This window comes from Streptomyces sp. NBC_00376 (genome assembly GCF_036077095.1).
Lineage (GTDB): Bacteria > Actinomycetota > Actinomycetes > Streptomycetales > Streptomycetaceae > Streptomyces.
In genome coordinates this window covers 4,507,581-4,527,791 of sequence record NZ_CP107960.1, presented here as the reverse complement: position 1 = coordinate 4,527,791, position 20,211 = coordinate 4,507,581, and the positions used below count along the sequence as shown (strand labels likewise).

The window sequence follows — 20,211 nt, the reverse complement described above, 5'->3', positions numbered from 1 at the left end:
GGGTTGTCGGGGTCGTGGGAATCAGCCGAAGTCGCTGATCACTTCACCCATGTTGTAGCTGTACACCTCGCGCTTGCACGCCCCGCACTTGCTCGGCGCGTGCTCGCTCAGCGACCACAGCTGCGGTGCGAAGCCGTCACCGCGCCCGTGCGCGAGGTAGAGGTCCTCGGGCCCGAACGCCGACTCCAGCGTCTTCGCGTTGCCGACGAGCTGGGACGTCCCGTCTACGGTGCCCGGCGTGGCCTGGAGCAGCCGGCCGTTGTCGTCCGACGCGGAGTCCTGGAGGCAGTTGTCGCGGTCCTTGGCGTAGTTGCTGCGGCCAGGGTTCTCCGCGTCGTAACCGGCCACGGCGATCGGCTCGGCGTTGGACGTGCCCCAGTCCTCGTCCTCCTGCGCGTCCGAGACACCGGTGATGGCCTGCGGCACCCACTCCGAGGAGGTGGCGTCGTCGCTCTGCCAGCAGACACGGTGGTTGACCGCCAGATCGGAACCGTAGATTCCGGCGGTTCCGCAGGCGCCTTCCCACTTGGAGGGCCGATTGGCCTGCTCCATCAACTCGGTGAGGCCCTGCTTGGGCAGCGCGGCGTCTAATTTCGTGACGAGACCGGAGACATCGGTGCTCTTCGCCAGCTTGAAGTCGGCGGCCCGGCCGGGGACGGGGGCGGCGAGAGCGGAGACGCCCGGGGCGGCCGAAGCCGAGGACGAATCCGAGGCCGCTGCGGTTCCGGTTCCGGTTCCGGTTCCGGCGAAATCGTCCTGCTCACCCTCGGATTCGTTGTCGAACCCGTCGTCCGGCATTCCCTCGTTGCCCGGCGGTGGGTCGTCGGCGGCCCGCACCGAGGAGGGCGGGGCGGACGCCGGAGCGGCGGCGGCACCGACCGCCGGGACGAGGCCGGAAAGCATCGCACCCGCCGCAACGGCACAGGCGGCAAAACGTGTTCTACGGGTTGGTTTCCCCATGTGGGAGCCCTTCTTGAGCAACGCTGTCGACAACGGACAACGGTGCGCCTGACTTCGCGTCAGGAACACCGTCCGTTCACGCCAACAAGGCAACTCGGGACCGGGTGCGCACATTTGAACGACGTACATGAGGCCCGCACGGCATCGGCACAGGACTCGTTCGGGGCTCGGTTGCAGCTCAGTTCCCACACGGGCGGGCCGCACCACCGAAGGGCCGGATCCGGCCGCTAACCTTACGTATCCGTCCTGGCCAGGGATCAATTCCCACAGGTCGGACATTTCTCGCACCCAACTCACGCGAAAGGCCTCGCCCATGGGCATTCGGAGCTTGCTGCGCAAGGTGTTCGGCCGCGACCGCGCGGAGCAGGACGCGCCGACGGCCACGGTCCCGCCCCAGACCGAGCGCACCGCGCCCACGGAGTCGGAGCCGGCCGCGACGACGGAGACCACGTCCACCACGGCGGACGAGCGGGTCGCGGAGTCGGCCCCGGTCCTCGAAACCACCCCGCCCACCAAGGCTTCGGTACCGGCGCCCGCCTCTCCCCGGTCCGCCGGGGAGGACAGCGGTCTGGCCTCGGACCTGGTGGCCGCCGCCTTCGACAAGGCGTCCCTCCCCACGGTCCCGGCGCAGAGCCCGGCCCCGAAGTCGGAGTCGACGGAGCCGAAGGTGGAGGTGGAGCCGGAACCGGAGCCGGTCAAGGCGGAGGCGAAGGCGGAGGAGCCGGAGCCGGAGCCGGTCAAGGCCGAGGCGGAGGTCAAGGCCGAGGCGGAGGTCAAGGCCAAGGCGGAGGTCAAGGCCGAGGCGGAGGTCAAGGCCGAGGCGGAGGTCAAGGCCAAGGCGGAGGTCAAGGCCGAGGCGGAGGTCAAGGCCGAGGTCGCCATCGAGCCGGAAGTCGAACCGGAGGCAGAGCCCACCGTCGAGGCCGAGGTCGAGCCCGCCATCGAGGTCAAGGCCGAGGCGGAGGTCGAGACGGAGCCGAAGGTGGAGGCGGAGCCGGAGCTCACCGCCGCCGAGCCCAAGGCGCACGCCGAGCCGGAGGCGCAGGCCGAGCCCGCCCCCGCCCCGGTGGCCGAGCCCGCCCCCGTAGCCGAGGCCGAGCCCGCAGCCGAGGCCGAGCCCGCAGCCGCCCCCGTGGCCGAGACGGCCCCCGCAGCCGCCCCCGCTGCCACACCCGCCCCCGCCCCCAAGCCCGCGCTCACCCTCGCCAAGGTCAAGTCGCGGGCCCCGGGGCTCGTCGACCCGTACAAGGCGGCCCAGGCCGGGCTGAAGGCGCACGGGCTGACCGGGCTGCGCGCCACCGTCTACCTGGTCCTCGACCGCTCCGGCTCCATGCGGCCGTTCTACAAGGACGGCAGCGCCCAGCACCTGGGCGACCGCACCGTCGCGCTCGCCGCGCACCTGGACGAGAACGCGACCGTCCCCGTGGTCTTCTTCTCGACGGAGATCGACGGCACCGGCACGGTCGGCCTCGCCGACCACGAGGGCCGGATCGACGAGCTGAACGCGGGCCTCGGCCGCCTCGGCCGTACGAACTACCAGAGCGCCGTCGAAGAGGTCGTCGCGCACTACGAGAAGTCGGAGGCGACCGGCCCCGCCCTGGTGATCTTCCAGACGGACGGCCCGCCGGACGCCAAGCAGGCCGCCAAGCAGGCGCTGGCCGACGCGGCGCGACTGCCGCTGTTCTTCCAGTTCGTCGCGTTCGGCGAGGAAGACGCCAAGGGCTTCGACTTCCTGCGCAAGCTGGACGCCCCGAACGCCGGGTTCTTCCACGCGGGCCCCGCGCCCCGGGAGGTCGCGGACACCACGTTCTACCGCGAGGTCCTCGCCGCGCTCCCCGCCTGGATCGCGGCCCGCGAGACGGTGACCGCCGACTGATCCACCGGCAGCCGTACGGTCACGGCGAGCCCGCCCCCGGGCCCCGGCACCGCCGTGACCGTACCGCCGTGCGCCACCGCTATGGAGCGCACGATCGACAGGCCGAGGCCCGACCCGCGCCCCATCCGGTCCTTGCCCTCGCCCCGCCGGAACGGCTCGAACAGCCCGGGGATGTCCGCCGCGTCCACCACCGGCCCGGTGTTGCGGACCTCCAGCCGTGCCCCGCCGCCGGCCGTCACCAGTGACACCTCCACCGTCCCGTCCGGCACGTTGTACGTGACGGCGTTGGCCAGCAGATTCGCCACCAGCTGCGCGAGCAGCATCCGGTTCCCCCGCACCGTGCAGAAGTGGGTGTCGGCCCGCACGCCGGGATGCCGGGCCGTCTCCTCCGCCACCACCTGCGCGAGATCCACCGGCTCCCGCTCGCCCTCGGCCAGCCCGCGCTCACTGCGCGCCAGGACCAGCAGCCCCTCTATGAGCCGCTCGCTGCGCCGGTTGTTGTCCAGGAGCGTCTGCCTGGTCCGTACGAGATCCTCCGGGGTCGGGTCGTCCAGGCCGATCTGGATCGCGGCCCGCTGGGTGGCGAGCGGGGTCCGCAGCTCGTGGGAGGCGTTGGCGATGAACCGCCGCTGACTGTCGAAGGCCTTCTCCAGCCGGGCCAGCAGCGCGTCGAGCGTGTCGCCGAGCTCCTTGAGCTCGTCGTCGGGGCCGCTGGACGCGATCCGCTCGTGCAGATTGTGCTCGGAGAGCCGGCGCGCCTTCTCCGTCATGGCGTGGACCGGGCGCAGCACCCGCCCCGCGGTCCACCAGCCGACACCGACCGCGCAGGCCGTCATGACGAGCAGCGCGGCCACGGACCAGATCAGCAGCTGATGGCCGGCCGCGTCACTGACGTTGTCGGTGAGGTCGTAGACGGTGGGCGGCCCGAGGCTCCGCCGGGTGATGAGCGGACCGTTCACCGCGTAGCCGGGCTGCGCGACGGCCGCCGTGCGGGCGATGTCGCGCGCCTGGGAGTCCGTACCGGCGCGGGAGGCGAGGTTGACGGTGGCGAGCAGCGCCGTACCGAGTACCAGGAACACGCCGCCGTACACGAGCGCGATCCGGGCCCGGATCCTGGAGTGCGGCACACCGGACAGCCGCCTCACAGTGCGTACCCCACGCCCTGCACCGTACGGATCAGCGCCGGCTCGCCAAGCTTCCCGCGCAGCTTGCTCATGCAGACGCGCACGGCGCCGGTGAACGGGTCGGCGTTGGCGTCCCAGGCCCGCTCCAGCAGCTCCTCCGCGCTGACGGTCCCGCCGTCCGCCTCCAGCAGCAGCTGGAGCACCGAGAACTCCTTCGGCGAGAGGTCCAGCCCCCGACCGTCCCGCGAGGCCGTGCGCCGTACGGTGTCGAGCCGTATGCCGTGCCGTTCCAGCTGCGGCGGCACGGGGCGGGCGCTGCGGCGGCGCAGTGCCCGTACCCGCGACACCAGCTCGGGGAACTCGAACGGCTTGCCCAGGTAGTCGTCGGCGCCGAGGTCGAGCCCGGCGACCCGGTCCTCCATGGAACCGGCGGCGGTGAGCATCAGGATCCTGGTCCGGGAGCCGGAGGCGACGAGGCCGCGCGCCACGTCGTCGCCGTGCACCCGGGGCAGGTCGCGGTCCAGGACGACGACGTCGTAGTCGTGCAGACCCAGGTAGGCGAGGGCGGCGTCACCGCTGTACACCGTGTCGACGGCGAAGCCGGCCCGCCGCAGCCCCGTGGCGACCAGCTCCGCCAGGATCTCCTCGTCCTCCGCGACCAGTACCCGCATCGTGATGTCCCCTGCCTCGTACACGCGTGTCCACTCCCTCCCAGGATGCGCTTTTGCTACCGGAAGGGATGTTTCGCAAAGGTCTCCACGCCCCCGGTCCGGGGGTGACCGGCCGTAATCGGTGTGAGTCGGTCGCCCGCGGGCCGTTAGGATTTCGACCATGGCGGCCACTGGATCCGAGAAGCAAGGGGGCGACGGCGTGAAGAATTTCTACGTATCGACCCCCATCTACTACGTCAACGACGCTCCTCACCTGGGCCACGCCTACACGACCGTCGCAGGCGACGTGCTCACCCGCTGGCACCGCCAGCGCGGCGAGAAGGTGTGGTACCTCACCGGCACGGACGAGCACGGTCAGAAGATCATGCGCACTGCCCAGGCGAACGACGTCACCCCGCAGGAGTGGTGCGACAAGCTCGTGGAGGAGGCGTGGAAGCCCCTCTGGAAGCACCTGAACATCGCGAACGACGACTTCATCCGTACGACGGAGAAGCGCCACACCGACCGGGTGCAGGAGTTCGTCCAGGACCTGTACGACAAGGGTGAGATCTACAAGGGCGGCTACGAGGGCCCCTACTGCGTGGGCTGCGAGGAGTACAAGCTCCCCGGCGACCTCATCGAGGACGAGGCCGGCGTCAAGCTGTGCCCGATCCACAAGAAGCCGGTGGAGATCCTCAAGGAGGAGAACTACTTCTTCAAGCTGAGCGCCTACGGCCCGAAGCTGATGGAGTTCTACGCGAACAACCCGGGCTTCATCCAGCCCGAGTCCGCCCGCAACGAGGTCGTGAACTTCGTCAAGCAGGGCCTCCAGGACCTCTCCATCTCCCGCTCGACCTTCGACTGGGGCGTCCCGGTGCCGTGGGACGAGAAGCACGTCATCTACGTGTGGGTCGACGCCCTGCTGAACTACGCCACGGCGGTCGGCTACGGCGCCAACCAGGAGAAGTTCGACGGGACGTTCCCCGCCAATGTCCACCTGGTCGGCAAGGACATCCTGCGCTTCCACGCGGTGATCTGGCCCGCGATGCTGATGGCGCAGGGTCTGCCGCTGCCCGGAAAGGTCGCGGCCAACGGCTGGCTGATGGTCGGCGGCGAGAAGATGTCGAAGTCGAACCTGACGGGCATCAAGCCGCAGGACCTGACCTCGCACTTCGGCGTGGACGCGTACCGCTGGTACTTCCTGCGGGCGATCGCGTTCGGCAGCGACGGCTCGTTCTCCTGGGAGGACTTCTCAGCCCGCTACACCTCCGAGCTCGCCAACGACTACGGCAACCTCGCCTCGCGCGTCGCGGCCATGGTCGGCAAGTACTTCGGCGGCGCGCTCCCCGAGGCCACCGCCCCGGGTGACGCCGAGAAGGCGGTCCAGGAGGGCCTGGCCAAGGCCGTCGCCACGGCCGACGAGAAGATCGGCGAGGAGCTGGACTTCCAGGCCGGCATCCTGGCGATCTTCGACTTCGTGAAGCAGGTCAACGGCTACATCACGGAGCAGGAGCCCTGGAAGGTCGCCAAGGACGACTCCCCCGAGGGCCAGGCCCGCCTCGCGACGATCCTCTACACGGCCGCCGAGTCGCTGCGCGGTGTCGCGGTGCTGCTGAACGCCGTGATGCCGGAGACCTCGCAGAAGCTGTGGGAGTCACTCGGCGCCGAGGAGTCCCTGGGCGCGCTGGCCGACCAGCGCGTGCAGGACGCGGGCACCTGGGGCCGGCTCCCGGCGGGCGCCACGGTCACGAAGGGCGCGGTGCTGTTCCCGCGCCTGGAGGAGAAGCCGGCGTAACGGGAGTACGTGCACGGCGAAGGGCGGGACCGGCAGCAAGCGGTCCCGCCCTTCGCCGTACTGTCGCTCGTACGCTCCGCCCCGGGTCAGCGGACCCAGTTCTTCAGCGGCTCGGTGTCCAGTTCGATGCCCACGGGGTCGGGCAGTTCGACGGTCTTCCCGTACGGAACCGTCACCACCTGCTCGTACCGCACTCCGTCGGGCTGCGAGTGCACCTTGACCTCACAGGTTTCGCGGTCGATGAGCAGGTAGACGGGAATCCCGGTCTCGGCGTAGGCGCGCGGCTTCTCGACCCGGTCCCGGCGGTCGGTGTCCTCGTCGTACGAGGTGACCTCGACGACCATCAGGACGCCGCTGGGGTCGGCCCATTCGCCCTGGCCGACGAAGTTCTCCAGCGGGGCGAGCACAGCGTCCGGGCGGGCGTTGCCCTTGCGGTATGTCTCGACTCGCAGACCTTGTTCGGCGAAGAGCCAATTGCCAGGTCCCGACTGCATGCAGATCTGTGTGAGCCAGGCGATGATCCGCCCGTGATCCCCGTCCGGCACAGCCTTGACCCCCATTTTCCCGTTCACGAACTCCAGACGCAGTGCTTCCTCGGCACGTATGGCGTGACGGGCAAGGTCCTCGAAGACCTCCTGTGTCAGCACACTCTCGCCAGTCACGGCCATCACTGCCTCCTGGTAAGGAAACGGGCTTCCTCCAGCCTACGGGCCCCCTCCCGGCCCGTCCCCCGTTCACTCCTCCAGTGCCTCCGCGTCACCCATCACGACGACCGGCTTCTTCGCCGGGTCGAGGGTGCTCAGGAGTTCCCGCATCCGGTCCAGGGGGAGCGAGATGCAGCCCTGGGTCGGGCCGCCGTGGTCGACGTGGATCCAGATGCCGCCGCCGCGCTCCTGGCCGAGGGGGCGTTCCGGGTCCAGCGGGGTGACGCCGGGGGTGCGGTTGTAGTCGATGGCGACGACGTAGTCGAAGGACCCTTCGAGCTGCTCCCCGTCGAAGCCCTCGCCGCTCACCACGAACGCCGGGTTCCGGTCGTAGGGGAACGCCGTGTCGGGAGGGTCGAACAGGCCGCCCGCGTACGTCAGACCGTAGACGCCGACCGGGGAGCGCAGGTCGCCCTCCCAGTGCTCGTCGGTCCAGCCGTTCAGCGCGTTGTGGGCCGGCCAGCGGGTCGTGACGGGCAGCCAGCCGAGGGCCGGGTTGTCGCGGGCGTAGAGGACCGCGGTGGACAGGCTGGAGTCGTAGTCGTCGCCGGTGACGACGAAGACCTGTTTGGAGGACGCCGGGATCGCGGCCCGGGTCTTCGGTCCCAGCGCGGGGATCTCGCGCGGCCGGACGACCGGCGCGTGCGGCCCGGGGGCGGCCCGTTTTCGTGGCCCGTCGGCCTGTGGGCCCGCGACACCGGTGGAGGCCGTGGCGCCCGTCCGGACGGAGGGGGACTTGGGAGCGGCGGTCCCGGAGGTGTTGCCGCATGCGGTGAGCAGCAGCAGCGCGGCGGCGCAGGCACCGGCAGGTACGGCGTACGGGGGACGCCGGAGGGCCGACGGACGGAACACGGACACGGGAACTCCTCAGCGCTCGTGGGGTGACGGCGGCACAGACGGGCTCCCCGTCACGTCTCCTGCCGCCGCACCCAGTTAACGCCGCGTCGCGCGAGGGCGAATCCGTACAGGGGCCATACGGCTGTATCCCCGCCGGACATGCACGCCGAAGGCCACGGAACCGTTTCGTGCGTGTAGGTCCGGGACCTTCCGTCCGGTGCTGAGCGGGGAGGTCTGATTGCCGGTCAGTCAGCCGTTGAGGAACTCAGGGCACCGGTACGGGCCCAGCGCTTCGCCCTCGGACGGTCGCAGGGTGACCTCGACGTCGTCGGTCCTGACCTTCGGTTCGAGCACGGACTGGGCGCGCGCCAGCGTGCACACCAGCTGGCCGGTGGCCTGGTCGCGTCCCGACTCCCCGTAGAGGCCCTCCAGCCGCACCGTGACCCGGGTGCCCGAGCCGGTCGCCGAGTAGCCGCCGAGGTGGACGAGGGAGGTGAGTCCGCCCTGGTCGGCGGGTGGCGTCCGCGCGCCGAGCAGCTTCAGCACGCCGTTGAGATCCTTGACCTCCTGGTCGATCAGCGGCACCGCGCGCAGCCCGGCGGCGGAGGCGTAGTACAGCCGCATCCCGCGCGTCGGACCGGACGCGGGCTCGCCCGCGCCTATCACCCCGGTCGGCTGGACGCCGCAGCCCACGAGGGCGAACCCCAGCGCGGCGACCGTGATCGCGATGCCCTTTCGGATCCTCACTCCGTGTCCTCTCCGGTACGCCGCAGGGGCAGCCGCAGCGTGAACACCGCGCCGCGCGCCGGTCCGTCCGCCGTGTCCGCCGCGTCGGCCACCTCGATCGTGCCGCCGTGCAGCCGGGCGTTCTCCAGCGCGATCGCCGTGCCGAGGCCGCTGCCCTGTCCGCTGTCGTCGGCCGCGCCGCGTGTGCGGGCCGCGTCCGCCTTGTAGAACCGGTCGAAGACCCGCTCCCGTGCCTCCGGCGGCAGCCCCGGTCCGTGGTCGGCGACGGACAGGACCACCCACTCGCCGTCCGCCGCTTCGGCCGTTGCGAGCGTCACGGTGACCGGCGGGGCGCCGTGCCGCAACGCGTTGCCCACCAGGTTCGCGACGATCACGTCGATCCGGCGCCGGTCGACCACCGCCCGCAGCCCCTCGGGGAGGTCGGTCCGCACCCGGTCCGTCCAGCCGCGCAGCGCCAGCGAGGCCCGTACGGTGTCGGCGAGATCCGCCTCGGCCGCGTTCAGCCGTACCGCCTTCGCGTCGAAGCGGGAGATCTCCATCAGGTCCTCGACCAGCCGGGAAAGCCGTGCCGTCTCCGCGCCGACGGTACGGGCCGCCCGTGCCGCGTCCGGCGGCAGCTGGTCGGCGTCCTCCTCCAGGACGGTCGCCACCATCGTCATCGCCGCGAGGGGCGTGCGCAGCTCGTGCGACACGTCCGCCACGAAGCGGCGCGCCTTCGCCTCCTGCTCGCGCAGCTCCGTGTCGGAGGACTGGAGCGCGTCCGCGGTCTCGTTGAACGTCCGGGCCAGGTCGGCGAGTTCGTCGTGCCCGGAGACGGCGACCCGGGTGCCGAGGTCTCCGGCCGCCAGCTCACGGGTGGCCCGGCCCAGCTTCCGCACCGGCCGCAGCACCGTGCCCGCGGCCAGCAGTGCCAGGACGGCGGCCAGCACCACCACCGGCACCATGCCGGCCCGTACGGAGTCCAGCAGGGCGGCGGTGTCGTCGCGCTCGGCCCGCAGATCGGTGATCGCGTAGACCTCCAGGCCGGAGGTGCGGCGATCCCCGTCGTCGAACCGGACGGGCGTGCCTACGACCAGATAGGGATCGCCCCGCCACCGCACCCGCTGGAACCGGGCCTGGTCGCCGGTCGTGACGGCGGTGCGCAGCTCGGTGGTGATCCTGGACGTGGTGTCGGCGAGCGAGTCGGAGACGGCGGAGAGGTCCTGGTAGCGGGCGACGACGATGTTCCCGCCGAGACCCTCCGACACCTTCGCCGCGAACCGGGACAGCGACTGCTGGTCGGGCGGTACGTCGAAGTCGGCGGCGACCGCGGTGACCCGCTCCCGCAGGTCGTCCACGGCGGCGTTCTGGGTGCGCTGGAGGACTGCGGTGCGGGCGTCCCGGTAGGCGAGGGCGGTCGCGGTCACCGCGCTGACGAGCGCGACGACGACGAAGGTGACGACGAGCCGGACGCGCAGCCCGCCGACAAGGCGTCGCGAGCGCCGCGTCGGGGCGGCGCCGCGCCTGCCCTTGTCCGTACGGTTCAAAGCGACGTCCCTACGCCTACGGTTCACAACGGCGTCACTACGGTTCGCAACGGCATCCGTACGGTTCACAGCGGACCGAATCGGTAGCCGAAGCCCCGCACCGTCTGGACGTACCGCGGCTTGGCCGGCACGTCCTCCAGCTTGGCCCGCAGCCGCCCGACTGCCGCGTCCACCAACCGGGAGTCGCCCAGGAAGGTGTGGTCCCAGACGGATTCGAGGAGCTGCTCGCGGCTGAGCACCCGGCCCGGGGCGGCCGACAGCTCCAGCAGCAGCCGCAGTTCGGTGGGCGGCAGCGGGACCGGTGTGCCGTGCTTGGTGACGGTCAGCCCGGCGCGGTCGATCACCAGCCCGGCGAGGTCGGCGGCGGCCCCGCGCACCGGCCCGGACGGTTCCGCCCGCCGCAGCGCGGCCCGGATACGGGCCTCCAGGACGGGCGCGGTGACCGGTTTGACGACGTAGTCGTCGGCGCCCGCCTCCAGGCCGGTCACGATGTCCTGGTCGTCGCCGCGTGCGGTCAGCATGATGACGGGCAGGACCGCCGAGCGGGCGCGGATACGGCGGCACACCTCGAAGCCGTCCATGCCGGGCAGCATCAGGTCCAGGACGGCCAGTTCCACCCGTGCGCCCCGTTCCCCGTCCAGCAGGGCGAGGGCCTGCTCGCCGGTGGCGGCGGTCTCCACGCCGTACCCGTGCCGGCGCAGCACGAGCTCCATTCCGTCCCGTACGGACGCGTCGTCCTCGATGAGCAACACATGCGGCATGGATCCGATTATGTGCATGCCCGGACCGCCCGCGTCTGCCCCGGACGGGGGTGGAGGCGCAGGCCGGGGGCATTGTTACGTTCCCATCATGTGGCCATGGAGGGGCCATCATCCGGGGCGGCGAACGTACAGCGCATGACTTTTCCCAGGACGAACCCCCGCGCCACCGCCCGGCTGCGCATGACCGCGCTCGTGGCCCTGCCCGTGCTCGCCCTCTCCGTCGCCTGCGGAGGCGGGAGCGGTGACGGTGACGGCGGCGGCACGAAGAAGAGCGACGTGATCGCCGACGTACCGGACACACGGGACACGCCGACCACGCCGGCCAAGTCGGGCGCGAGCGCCGCGCCCACTGCCAAGAGCGCCTTCTACGACGCCCAGCTGAAGTACGTCCGGTGCATGCGCGTCAAGGGCGGCTACAAGGACTTCCCCGACCCGAAGCTCAGCGGCTACCTCGACTGGGACAAGGTCAACGAGATCGGCTCCCAGCCGGGCCGCAACGAGGGCATCAAGGGCGGCAAGGACGGGGCCTGCGTCGCCGAACTGCAGGCCGCCATGGACGCCGAGCCCGAGCGCGACCAGCAGAAGTCCTACGAGTCGATGCTCGCGCACGCCAAATGCATGCGGGACAACGGCGTCTCCCGGTTCACCAACCCGACCATGAGCGGCGGCAACGCCCAGCCGGGCGGCGACCCCAACCCGGCGTCCCCGTCCATCGACACCGACTCACCGGCGTACAAGAAGGCCCGCGAGGCGTGCGAGCCGAAGCTGCTCGACGGTCTGGACGGCATGCAGTGAGGCGCCGTGCCACCCTCCTCGCGCTCGGTACGGCGGCCCTCGCCGCCGTCACCGGGGGCGTCCTGCTCCTCGGCGACGGCGGCTTCCTCCGCGACGGCGGCGACGCGGGCGCCGCCGCGCGGGGCGGCGGCCCGCCGCCCGCCACCGCGACCGTCGTACGCACCGACCTCGTGCGGTCCACGACGGTCGACGGCAGGCTCGACTTCTCGCAGCGCCGCGCCGTCAAGGCCGCCGTCGAGGGAACCGTCACGGTCGCCGCCCCCGAAGGGAGGACACTGACCATGGGGCAGGCGCTGTACGAGCTGAACGACAAGCCCGTCACCCTCCTCTACGGGCCGGTCCCTATGTTCCGCGAGATGAAGCCAGGCGACCGGGGCAGTGACGTGCTCCAGCTGGAGCGCAGTCTGCGTGACCTGGGGTACGGATCGCGGCTCTACGTCGACGTCCGGTACGACGAGGACACCGCGGCCGCCGTCGAACAGTGGCAGAAGTCCCTCAACCGCGAGCCCACCGGCAGGGTCGGCAAGGGCGATGTCGTCTTCCAGCCCGGCCCGGTCAAGGTGGTCTCCGCCGACGCGGCACTCGCCGACCAGGTCGGCCCGGACGAGCCGGTCCTGACGATCGCCTCCACCCGGCCCGTCGTACGGGCGGAACTGGAGCAGACCGACGGCGCGCTCACCTCGAAGGGAACCAAGGTCGAGGTCACCCTGCCGAGCGGGAAGACCGTGGCCGGCCACGTCGCCGGTACGGTGCGCCCCGAGGAGCAGGCCTCCGGCGGCGACGCGGGCACCGGGGACGGCATCACCGTCGAGGTCGTCCTGGACGGCGGGGCGGGCGCCGCGTCCGGCGAGGACACCGGGAAACCGGTGAGCGTGAAGTTCGTCAGCGAGGCACGCAAGGGGGTCCTCGCGGTCCCCGTCGAGGCGGTCGTCGCCCTGCGCGGCGAGAACGGCGGCTACGGCCTCCAGGTCGTCCGGGGAGCCACCTCGAAGATGATCCGGGTGGAGACGGGCATGACCGCCGACGGGCGGATCGAGGTCAGCGGCCCCGACGTGCGCGAGGGCCTGAAGGTCGGAGCGGCCGCGTCATGACACCGGCCCCGGTGATCGCACTGCGCGACGCCACCAAGTCGTACCCCGGCGGCGTCCACGCCCTGCGCGGAGTGAACCTCACCGTCGAGGCGGGCGAACTGCTCGCCGTCGTCGGCCCGTCCGGCTCGGGCAAGTCCACGATGCTCAACATCATGGGCACCCTCGACAAGCCCACCACGGGCACCGTCGAGGTCGCCGGGTACGACGTGTCCGGGCTCTCCGACTCCCGGCTCTCCGCACTGCGCGCCCGCCACATCGGCTTCGTCTTCCAGCACTTCCACCTGGCGGCCGGGCGCGACGCGGTGGACAACGTCGCCGACGGACTGCTGTACGCGGGCGTCGCGCCGAAGGAACGGCGCAGGCGTGCCCGGGAGGCGCTCGCCAGGGTGCGGCTGGACCATCGCGGCTCGCACACCCCGAACGAGCTGTCCGGCGGCGAGAAGCAGCGGGTGGCCATCGCCCGTGCCCTGGTGGGCAGCCCCCGGCTGCTGCTGGCCGACGAGCCGACCGGGGCGCTGGACACCGCGTCCGGCGAGATCGTCATGGAGCTGCTGCACGAGCTGAACGCGTCCGGCACCACCGTCTGCGTGATCACCCACGACAACGGGATCGCGGACTCACTGCCGCGCCGGGTCCGCTTCCGGGACGGCGAGATCGTCTCGGACTCGCGCTCCGGCACACCCCTCGGCCCACGTACCGCGCTTCTCGGCCCACGTACACGGAAGGCCGGTTCATGAAGAACGGTCTCAGGCCCGCCCGTCTCTCCCCCCGCGACGTCCTGCGCGTCGGCGCGGTCGGTCTCCGCGCCCGTCGCGCACGCGTGGTGCTCTCGGCGCTCGGCATCGCCATCGGCATCGCGACGATGGTCGCGGTCGTCGGCCTGTCCGAGTCGAGCCGCGCGGACCTGATGGCCCGGCTCGACCGCCTCGGCACCAACCTCCTGACCGCCGAGGCGGGCCGCGACGCCATGGGGCAGCCGGTCCGGCTGCCGAAGAACGCGGTCGCGATGGTCGAGCGCATCGGCCCGGTGCGGCACGCCACGGCCACCGCCGACATCGACGCCCGCATCCGCCGCAGCGACGTGGTCCCCGAGGAGCGCACCGCGGGCGTCACCGCCCAGGCGGTCCGCGCCGACCTGCTCTCCGCGCTCGGCGGTGAGGTCGGCGAGGGCACCTGGCTGACCCCGGCCGGTGAACGCCTCCCGACGACGGTGCTCGGCGCGGTGGCGGCGGAGCGGCTGGGCATCACCCGCACCGGCGAGACGATCATGATGAACGACATCCGCGTGGCCGTCGTCGGCATCCTCGAACCGCTCGAACTGGTCCCCAACCTGGACCGGGTGGCCATGGTCGGATTCCCCGCCGCCGAGCGCCACTTCGGCTTCGACGGCCACCCGACCACCGTCTTCGAGCGCTCCACCGACGCCTCGGTCGAGGACGTACGGGCGGTCCTGGCCCGCACCATCAGCCCCGGCAGCGAGGCGGGCATCAAGGTCTCCCGTCCCTCGGACGCGCTGGCCGCCAAGGCCGCCACCGACGAGGGGCTGACGAACCTGATGCTCGGCCTGGGCGCGGTGGCGCTGCTGGTCGGCGGGGTGGGCGTCGCCAACACGATGGTCATCTCCGTCCTGGAGCGCCGTCAGGAGATCGGCCTGCGGCGCTCGCTGGGTGCGACCCGGGGCGCGATCCGGCTCCAGTTCCTGACCGAGTCGCTGCTGCTGTCGGCGCTGGGCGGGGCGACGGGCGCGCTGCTGGGCGCGGCGGCGACGTACGGTTTCGCGCGGGTCCAGGGGTGGACGGCGGTGGTCCCGCCGTGGTCCCTGGCGGGCGGTCTGGCCGCCACCCTCCTGATCGGTGTGGTCGCGGGCCTCTACCCGGCGATCCGCGCCTCCCGGCTCCACCCGACGGTGGCCCTGAACGCGACGTGAGACAGGCCACCGGAAACGTGAAACATCCCCCGGCCGGGGTCGGCCGGGGGATGTTTCACGTGGAACCGGATCAGAACGCGAGCGGCACCGGTGCGGAAACGGACCGAACCGGAGCGGAACCGCCGGCGCCTACTTCGCGCCGGTGTCCCTCGCCACGGAGTCCTTGGGGTCCGCCTTCTCCTTCGCCGTCGCCGCCGGCTTGCGGAGCTGGATGTTCAGCTCGCGCAGCCGGGTCTCGTCCAGCTCCGTCGGGGCGCCCATCATCAGGTCCTGGGCGTTGCCGTTGAGCGGGAAGGCGATCGTCTCGCGGATGTTGGGCTCGTCGGCCAGCAGCATCACGATGCGGTCGACGCCCGGGGCGATGCCACCGTGCGGCGGGGCGCCGAGGCGGAAGGCGCGGAGCATGCCCGCGAACTCGTGCTCGACGGTCTCGCGGTCGTAACCGGCGATCTCGAAGGCCTTGAGCATCAGCTCGGGCTCGTGGTTACGGATGGCGCCGGAGGACAGCTCGATGCCGTTGCAGACGATGTCGTACTGCCAGGCGAGGATGTCCAGCGGGTCCTTCTCCTCCAGGTCCTTCAGCCCGCCCTGGGGCATCGAGAAGGGGTTGTGGGAGAAGTCGATCTTCCCGGTGTCCTCGTCCTTCTCGTACATCGGGAAGTCGACGATCCAGCAGAACCGGAAGACGCCCTCCTCGAAGTGGCCGGCGCGCTTGGCGGCCTCGACGCGGACGACGGACATGATCTTGGAGACCTCGTCGAACTCGCCCGCGCCGAAGAAGACCGCGTGGCCGGGGACGAGGGAGAGACGCTCGGTGAGGGTCTTCACGTCGGTCTCGGTGAGGAACTTGGCGATCGGTCCCGCCAGGGTGCCGTCCTCGCCGACGCGGACCCAGGCCAGGCCCTTGGCGCCGTGCTGGACGGCGTAGTCGCCGAGGCCGTCGAAGAACTTCCGGGACTGACCGGCGGTGTCCGGGACCGGGAGGGCGCGGACGTGCTTGCCGGCGAACGCCTTGAACTCCGAGTCGGCGAAGACGTCGGAGATGTCGACCAGTTCCAGCTTGGCGCGCAGGTCGGGCTTGTCGTTGCCGTACTTCAGCATCGACTCGCGGAACGGGATGCGCGGGAACGGCGAGGTGACGTGGCGGCCGTTGCCGAACTCCTCGAAGAGCTCGGTCATCAGCTTCTCGATCGGCCGGAAGACGTCCTCCTGCTCGACGAACGACATCTCGACGTCGAGCTGGTAGAACTCGCCGGGCGAACGGTCCGCGCGGGCGTCCTCGTCGCGGAAGCACGGCGCGATCTGGAAGTAGCGGTCGAAGCCGGAGATCATCAGCAGCTGCTTGAACTGCTGCGGGGCCTGCGGCAGGGCGTAGAACTTGCCCGGGTTCAGACGGGACGGGACGACGAAGTCACGGGCGCCCTCGGGGGAGGTCGCGGTGAGGATCGGGGTCGCCATCTCGTTGAAGCCGAGGGCCACCATCTTGGCGCGGATCGAGGCGATGACCGCCGAGCGCAGCATGATGTTGCGGTGCATGCGCTCGCGGCGCAGGTCGAGGAAGCGGTACTCCAGGCGCCGCTCCTCGTTGACCCCGTCCTCGGTGTTGATCGTGAAGGGCAGCGGGGCGGCCTCGCCCAGCACCTCGACCTCGGTGACCTCGATCTCGATCTCGCCGGTCGGGAGCTCCGGGTTGACGTTGTCGGCGCCGCGCGCGGAGACCTTGCCGTCGATCCGTACGACGGTCTCCTTGGTGAGCTTCGCCAGCGCCTCGTTGCCCGGGGTGCCGGGGCGGGCGACCAGCTGCACCAGACCGTAGTGGTCGCGCAGATCGATGAAGAGGATGCCACCCAGGTCTCGGCGATTGTGCAGCCAGCCGCTCAGTCGGACGTCGGTGCCGACGTCAGAGGCGCGGAGCTCGCCGCAGGTGTGGGACCTGTACCGATGCATCGTCGTTCATCCAGTCTTCGCGGTTCGGGGTGGATTCAGCCACCCCAGGCTACCGCCCGCACCCGCACCGAATCATTGACATTGACATTTCAAGATCATCCGGGGCTCGCCGAGGCCCTGTGGAGGCCACCCCTCGGTGGCGTCCACCGGGCAGATCTTCTTAAAGTAGGGCAATGCGCACCGAGGACGTCCTGGCCGCGACCGCGACCGGTCTGTGGCGCTGGGACAACGCAGCCGGGACCGTCACGCTCGATGCGGAGGCGGCCCGGCTCCTGGAGCTGCCGGCCGCGGCCGGTGTCTTCCGCGAGTCCGCGGTGCGCTCCCGGTTCCACCCCGTCGACTGGAACGAGATCTACGGAGTGGTGAGCCTCGCCCGCGCCGAGGGCACCCTCGCCGAGGCCCGGCTGCGGATCGTGGACGAGAGCGGCCGGGTGCTGCGCATCGTCCGCAGCCGCTCCAAGCCGATCCCGCCAGGGACGCCCGACGGCACCGACTACGTACTGGTCGGCACCCTCCAGGAGGTCGCCGAGCCGCAGCCCGGCACCACCGGGGCGCACACCCCCATCACCGGGGACTGGCGCCGCTCCCGCGAGGCCTTCCTGCTGGACGCGGGCCGGGCGCTGGCCGAGGCCAGGTCGACCGCGGAGGTGCTTCGGGTCGCCGCCTCGCTCTCCATGCCGGGCTTCTCGCCGGACGGCCTGGCGGTCTTCGGCGTCGCGGGCGACCGGCTGACGATCATCGGGCACCACGGGCACAGCGTGGGCGACGAGGACCCGTTCACCGACATGCCGCTGGACACCGACTACCCGGCCGCCGAGGTGGTACGGACGGGGCGGGCCATCTATCTGCCGTCGCCCGAGGACTACAGCCGCCGCTACCCGGTCACCTGGCCGCTCGCCCGCCGTTTCGGGCGCCGGTCCTGGGCCTTCCTGCCGCTGATCGTCGCGGGGCACACCATGGGTGCCTGGATGGCGGGGTTCAAGCACCCGGTGTCCTTCTCGCCGGACGAGCGGTCCGTGCTGACGACCGTGGCCCGGATGCTGGCGCAGGCGCTGGCCCGGGCCGGGGTCGCCGAGACCGAGCGGGAACTGTCGCTGGGGCTCCAGCGCTCGATGATGCCGACTCTCGGCCCCGACATCCCGGGGATGACGGTCTCCGCCCGCTACATCCCGACCGGCGGCGGCCTCCAGGTCGGCGGCGACTGGTACGACATGATCTCGCTGCCCAACGGCCGCATCGCCCTGGTCATCGGCGATGTCCAGGGCCACGACGTGCGGGCCGCCGGGCTGATGGGGCAGCTGCGGATCGCCCTGCGCGCGTATGCCTCCGAGGGGCACCGTCCGGACGCGGTGCTCTCGCGGGCGTCGCGCTTCCTCGCCGGGCTCACGGACGCCTACGAGGACGGGGAGGAGACCGGGCCGCGCTTCGCCACCTGCCTGTACGCGGAGACCGATCCGAAGACCGGCACGCTCGACATCGCGCGGGCCGGCCACCCCGACCCGGTGGTGATCACCGCCGACGGGACGGCGATGATCCACCAGACCGAGGGCGGAATGCCGCTCGGCATCGACACGGACGCCGACTATCCGACGAGCCGGCTCACCCTGGGGCCCGGAGAAACGGTCATGTTCTGCACGGACGGGCTGATCGAGACCGGCGGCCACGACATGTTCTCCGGCTGGGAACGGCTTCGGCCGGTCCTGGAGCAGCAGACCGCCGACCTGGAGAAGCTCGCCGACGCCCTCGTGCAGGCCGTGCACGGGCCTACTTCGCACTACACGACGGGCCCGCTGGCGGACCGCCGGGAGGACGACATCGCGCTGCTGCTGCTCCGGTACGACGGAGGGGCGCGGCGGCAGCCGGTGCCCCGGCGCACTGCGCTGACCATCGCGCAGGCCGAGCCGGAGCGGGTCGCGGCGGCCCGGCAGCAGATGCGGGACCTGCTGCACGACTGGGCGGATCCGGAGCAGGTCGACGCGGCGGTCCTGATGATCTCCGAGATGGCCACCAACGTCCTCGTCCACACGGACGGGGACGCGCTGATGCTCGCGCAGGCGACGGGGGAGCACGGCGAGCGGCGGCTGCGGGTGGAGGTGTCCGACGGCAGCGACGAGCTGCCGCACAAGCGGCGCCCCGGGGAGATGGCCTCCAGCGGCCGCGGGCTGGTGCTGATGGAGATGCTCGCCGACGCGTGGGGGGTGGACCCGCAGGGGGCGGGGAAGTCGATCTGGTTCGAGCTGTACGAGTCGGGGCCGGCGAACTGAGCCGGGGTCGGCGAACCGGGGCGCCCCCGTTCGCCGGCCGGTCCGGGTCAGGCGCCTTCCGGGGCCGGGCCGGGCTGCGGACCCTGGCCGGACGGCGGGCCCGTGCGGTCCCGGCGCAGTTCGCCGAGGACGCCGAAGGCCGCCGCGCAGACCGGCACCGCGAGCAGCATGCCCAGCAGACCCGCCACGCTGGCGCCCGCGGTGAGCGCGATCATGATCATGGCGGGGTGCATCTGCACCGTACGGCTCTGGATCACCGGCTGCAGGACGTGCCCCTCCAGCACCTGCACTGCGAGCACGACGCCCAGCGCCCAGAGCGCGATCACGAACCCCCGGTCGGCGAGCGCGACCAGGACCGCGACGGCGCCCGAGAGGAACGCCCCGAGGTAGGGGATGTAGGCCCCGACGAAGACCAGAGCCCCGAGCCCCACCGCGCCGGGAACGCGCAGGATCAGCAGGCCGATGGTGATGCAGAAGGCGTCGATCAGCGCGATGAACGTGGTGCCGCGCATGAAGCCCTCCACGGCCTCGAAGGCCCGCCGCCCCATCGCCTCTACCAGCTCCCCGGTGCCGCGCGGCGCGATCGAGTGGGCGAGCTGCGCGGCCCGGTCGGAGTCGCGGAGGAAGAAGAAGGTAAGCAGCAGGGCCAGGACGCTGGTGGCGATGAGCGAGCCGACCAGGCTGAGCCCGGAGAGCAGCCCGCCCGCGGCGCTCGCGCCGAACTTCTCGACGAGCTTCCGGGCGTTGGCCACCAGGTCGTCCACGCTGGTGTTCCTGCCGATCCCGAAGTGGTCGACGACCCACTGCGCGGTGTCCTTCAGCGACCGGACGATCTGGTCACCGGTGTCGACGAGCGCGGTGACGACGATGTACCCGGCGCCGCCGACCACCGCGACGAGCAGCACACAGGTGAGCCCCGCGGCGAGCGAGCGCTTCAGCCCGCGGTCCGTCAGCCAGCGGTGCACCGGCCCGAGCAGCGCCGTACCGAGCAGCGCGAGCAGCACGGGAGTGACCGCGGTCTTGAAGACGATGCACAGCCAGATGGCGACTGCGGCGACCCCGGTGACGAGGAGGACCACGCCGCACCACGCCGCTGTGCGCCGCGCGGCATCGGGCAGGAGGGGCTTATGGTTCTGCACCCTCCCACCCAATCACGGCCGGGGTGTGATGTCCCGCTTGTGGGGCCTTATGAATGACGGACTGTCAC

At 71.6% G+C, this 20,211-nt stretch carries 17 protein-coding genes; 7 read left to right on the top strand and 10 right to left on the bottom strand.

Annotation, left to right across the window (positions count from 1 at the left end; translation table 11 throughout):
- Positions 1–21: 21 nt before the first annotated feature.
- Complete coding sequence (locus tag OG842_RS20440; RefSeq protein WP_266731473.1) at positions 22–903, bottom strand: hypothetical protein; 882 nt, start codon at positions 901–903, stop codon at positions 22–24.
- A 370-nt stretch (positions 904–1,273) separates the two neighbouring features.
- Here OG842_RS20440 and OG842_RS20435 point away from each other — a divergent pair, with 370 nt between their 5' ends.
- Positions 1,274–2,836, top strand: coding sequence for a VWA domain-containing protein (locus OG842_RS20435; protein WP_266731472.1), 1,563 nt, complete (start codon positions 1,274–1,276; stop codon positions 2,834–2,836).
- Here the strand turns inward: OG842_RS20435 and OG842_RS20430 are convergent.
- Together OG842_RS20430 and OG842_RS20425 are read right to left on the bottom strand one after the other, a co-directional pair.
- Entirely contained in the window at positions 2,770–3,972 is a 1,203-nt protein-coding gene (locus tag OG842_RS20430) for a sensor histidine kinase (RefSeq protein WP_443064066.1), read from the bottom strand. The genes OG842_RS20435 and OG842_RS20430 overlap by 67 nt on opposite strands.
- Positions 3,973–3,977: 5 nt before the next feature.
- Positions 3,978–4,631: a response regulator transcription factor gene (locus OG842_RS20425; protein ID WP_266733708.1), complete on the bottom strand. Its 654-nt coding sequence runs from the start codon at positions 4,629–4,631 to the stop codon at positions 3,978–3,980.
- Positions 4,632–4,791: 160 nt separating this feature from the next.
- Here OG842_RS20425 and metG point away from each other — a divergent pair, with 160 nt between their 5' ends.
- Positions 4,792–6,405, top strand: coding sequence for a methionine--tRNA ligase (gene metG, locus OG842_RS20420; protein ID WP_266731469.1), 1,614 nt, complete (start codon positions 4,792–4,794; stop codon positions 6,403–6,405).
- Between the two features lie 86 nt (positions 6,406–6,491).
- On the opposite strand, the gene OG842_RS20415 is transcribed toward metG, so the two are convergent.
- The 5 genes from OG842_RS20415 to OG842_RS20395 all read right to left on the bottom strand — a co-directional run bounded on the left by OG842_RS20415 (position 6,492) and on the right by OG842_RS20395 (position 10,980).
- Positions 6,492–7,073, bottom strand: a complete 582-nt coding sequence (locus OG842_RS20415; RefSeq protein WP_266731467.1) for a Uma2 family endonuclease — start codon at positions 7,071–7,073, stop codon at positions 6,492–6,494.
- Between the two features lie 66 nt (positions 7,074–7,139).
- Positions 7,140–7,967, bottom strand: a complete 828-nt coding sequence (locus tag OG842_RS20410; RefSeq protein ID WP_401875248.1) for a L,D-transpeptidase family protein — start codon at positions 7,965–7,967, stop codon at positions 7,140–7,142.
- A 228-nt stretch (positions 7,968–8,195) separates the two neighbouring features.
- The gene (locus OG842_RS20405; protein ID WP_266731465.1) at positions 8,196–8,693 is read right to left on the bottom strand and encodes a hypothetical protein; all 498 of its coding nucleotides are present in this window, start codon (positions 8,691–8,693) and stop codon (positions 8,196–8,198) included.
- The gene (locus tag OG842_RS20400) at positions 8,690–10,219 is read right to left on the bottom strand and encodes a sensor histidine kinase (protein WP_266731463.1); all 1,530 of its coding nucleotides are present in this window, start codon (positions 10,217–10,219) and stop codon (positions 8,690–8,692) included. The genes OG842_RS20405 and OG842_RS20400 overlap by 4 nt, the downstream gene beginning before the upstream one ends.
- A 65-nt stretch (positions 10,220–10,284) precedes the next feature.
- Positions 10,285–10,980, bottom strand: a complete 696-nt coding sequence (locus OG842_RS20395) for a response regulator transcription factor (protein ID WP_266731462.1) — start codon at positions 10,978–10,980, stop codon at positions 10,285–10,287.
- Positions 10,981–11,115: 135 nt separating this feature from the next.
- Here OG842_RS20395 and OG842_RS20390 point away from each other — a divergent pair, with 135 nt between their 5' ends.
- The 4 genes from OG842_RS20390 to OG842_RS20375 are packed head-to-tail and all read left to right on the top strand — an operon-like array spanning position 11,116 to position 14,793.
- Positions 11,116–11,775 (top strand): hypothetical protein, encoded by a 660-nt coding sequence (locus OG842_RS20390; protein WP_266731461.1) that lies wholly within the window; start codon positions 11,116–11,118, stop codon positions 11,773–11,775.
- Entirely contained in the window at positions 11,772–12,866 is a 1,095-nt protein-coding gene (locus OG842_RS20385; protein ID WP_266731459.1) for a peptidoglycan-binding domain-containing protein, read from the top strand. Before OG842_RS20390 ends, OG842_RS20385 begins: the two co-directional genes overlap by 4 nt.
- Complete coding sequence (locus tag OG842_RS20380; RefSeq protein WP_266731458.1) at positions 12,863–13,603, top strand: ABC transporter ATP-binding protein; 741 nt, start codon at positions 12,863–12,865, stop codon at positions 13,601–13,603. The genes OG842_RS20385 and OG842_RS20380 overlap by 4 nt, the downstream gene beginning before the upstream one ends.
- The gene (locus OG842_RS20375) at positions 13,600–14,793 is read left to right on the top strand and encodes an ABC transporter permease (protein WP_266731457.1); all 1,194 of its coding nucleotides are present in this window, start codon (positions 13,600–13,602) and stop codon (positions 14,791–14,793) included. The genes OG842_RS20380 and OG842_RS20375 overlap by 4 nt, the downstream gene beginning before the upstream one ends.
- 129 nt (positions 14,794–14,922) lie before the next feature.
- Here OG842_RS20375 and aspS read toward each other — a convergent pair whose 3' ends face one another.
- Positions 14,923–16,740, bottom strand: a complete 1,818-nt coding sequence (gene aspS, locus OG842_RS20370; RefSeq protein WP_266731456.1) for an aspartate--tRNA ligase — start codon at positions 16,738–16,740, stop codon at positions 14,923–14,925.
- A gap of 173 nt (positions 16,741–16,913) precedes the next feature.
- Between aspS and OG842_RS20365 the strand changes: the two genes are divergently transcribed.
- A complete protein-coding gene (locus OG842_RS20365; RefSeq protein WP_266731454.1) occupies positions 16,914–19,004 on the top strand; it encodes an ATP-binding SpoIIE family protein phosphatase in 2,091 nt (696 codons plus the stop codon).
- Positions 19,005–19,051: 47 nt separating this feature from the next.
- On the opposite strand, the gene OG842_RS20360 is transcribed toward OG842_RS20365, so the two are convergent.
- Positions 19,052–20,143 carry an AI-2E family transporter gene (locus OG842_RS20360; RefSeq protein WP_266731453.1) on the bottom strand — a complete coding sequence of 364 codons (1,092 nt, stop codon included), beginning with the start codon at positions 20,141–20,143 and terminating at the stop codon, positions 19,052–19,054.
- Positions 20,144–20,211 lie beyond the last annotated feature (68 nt).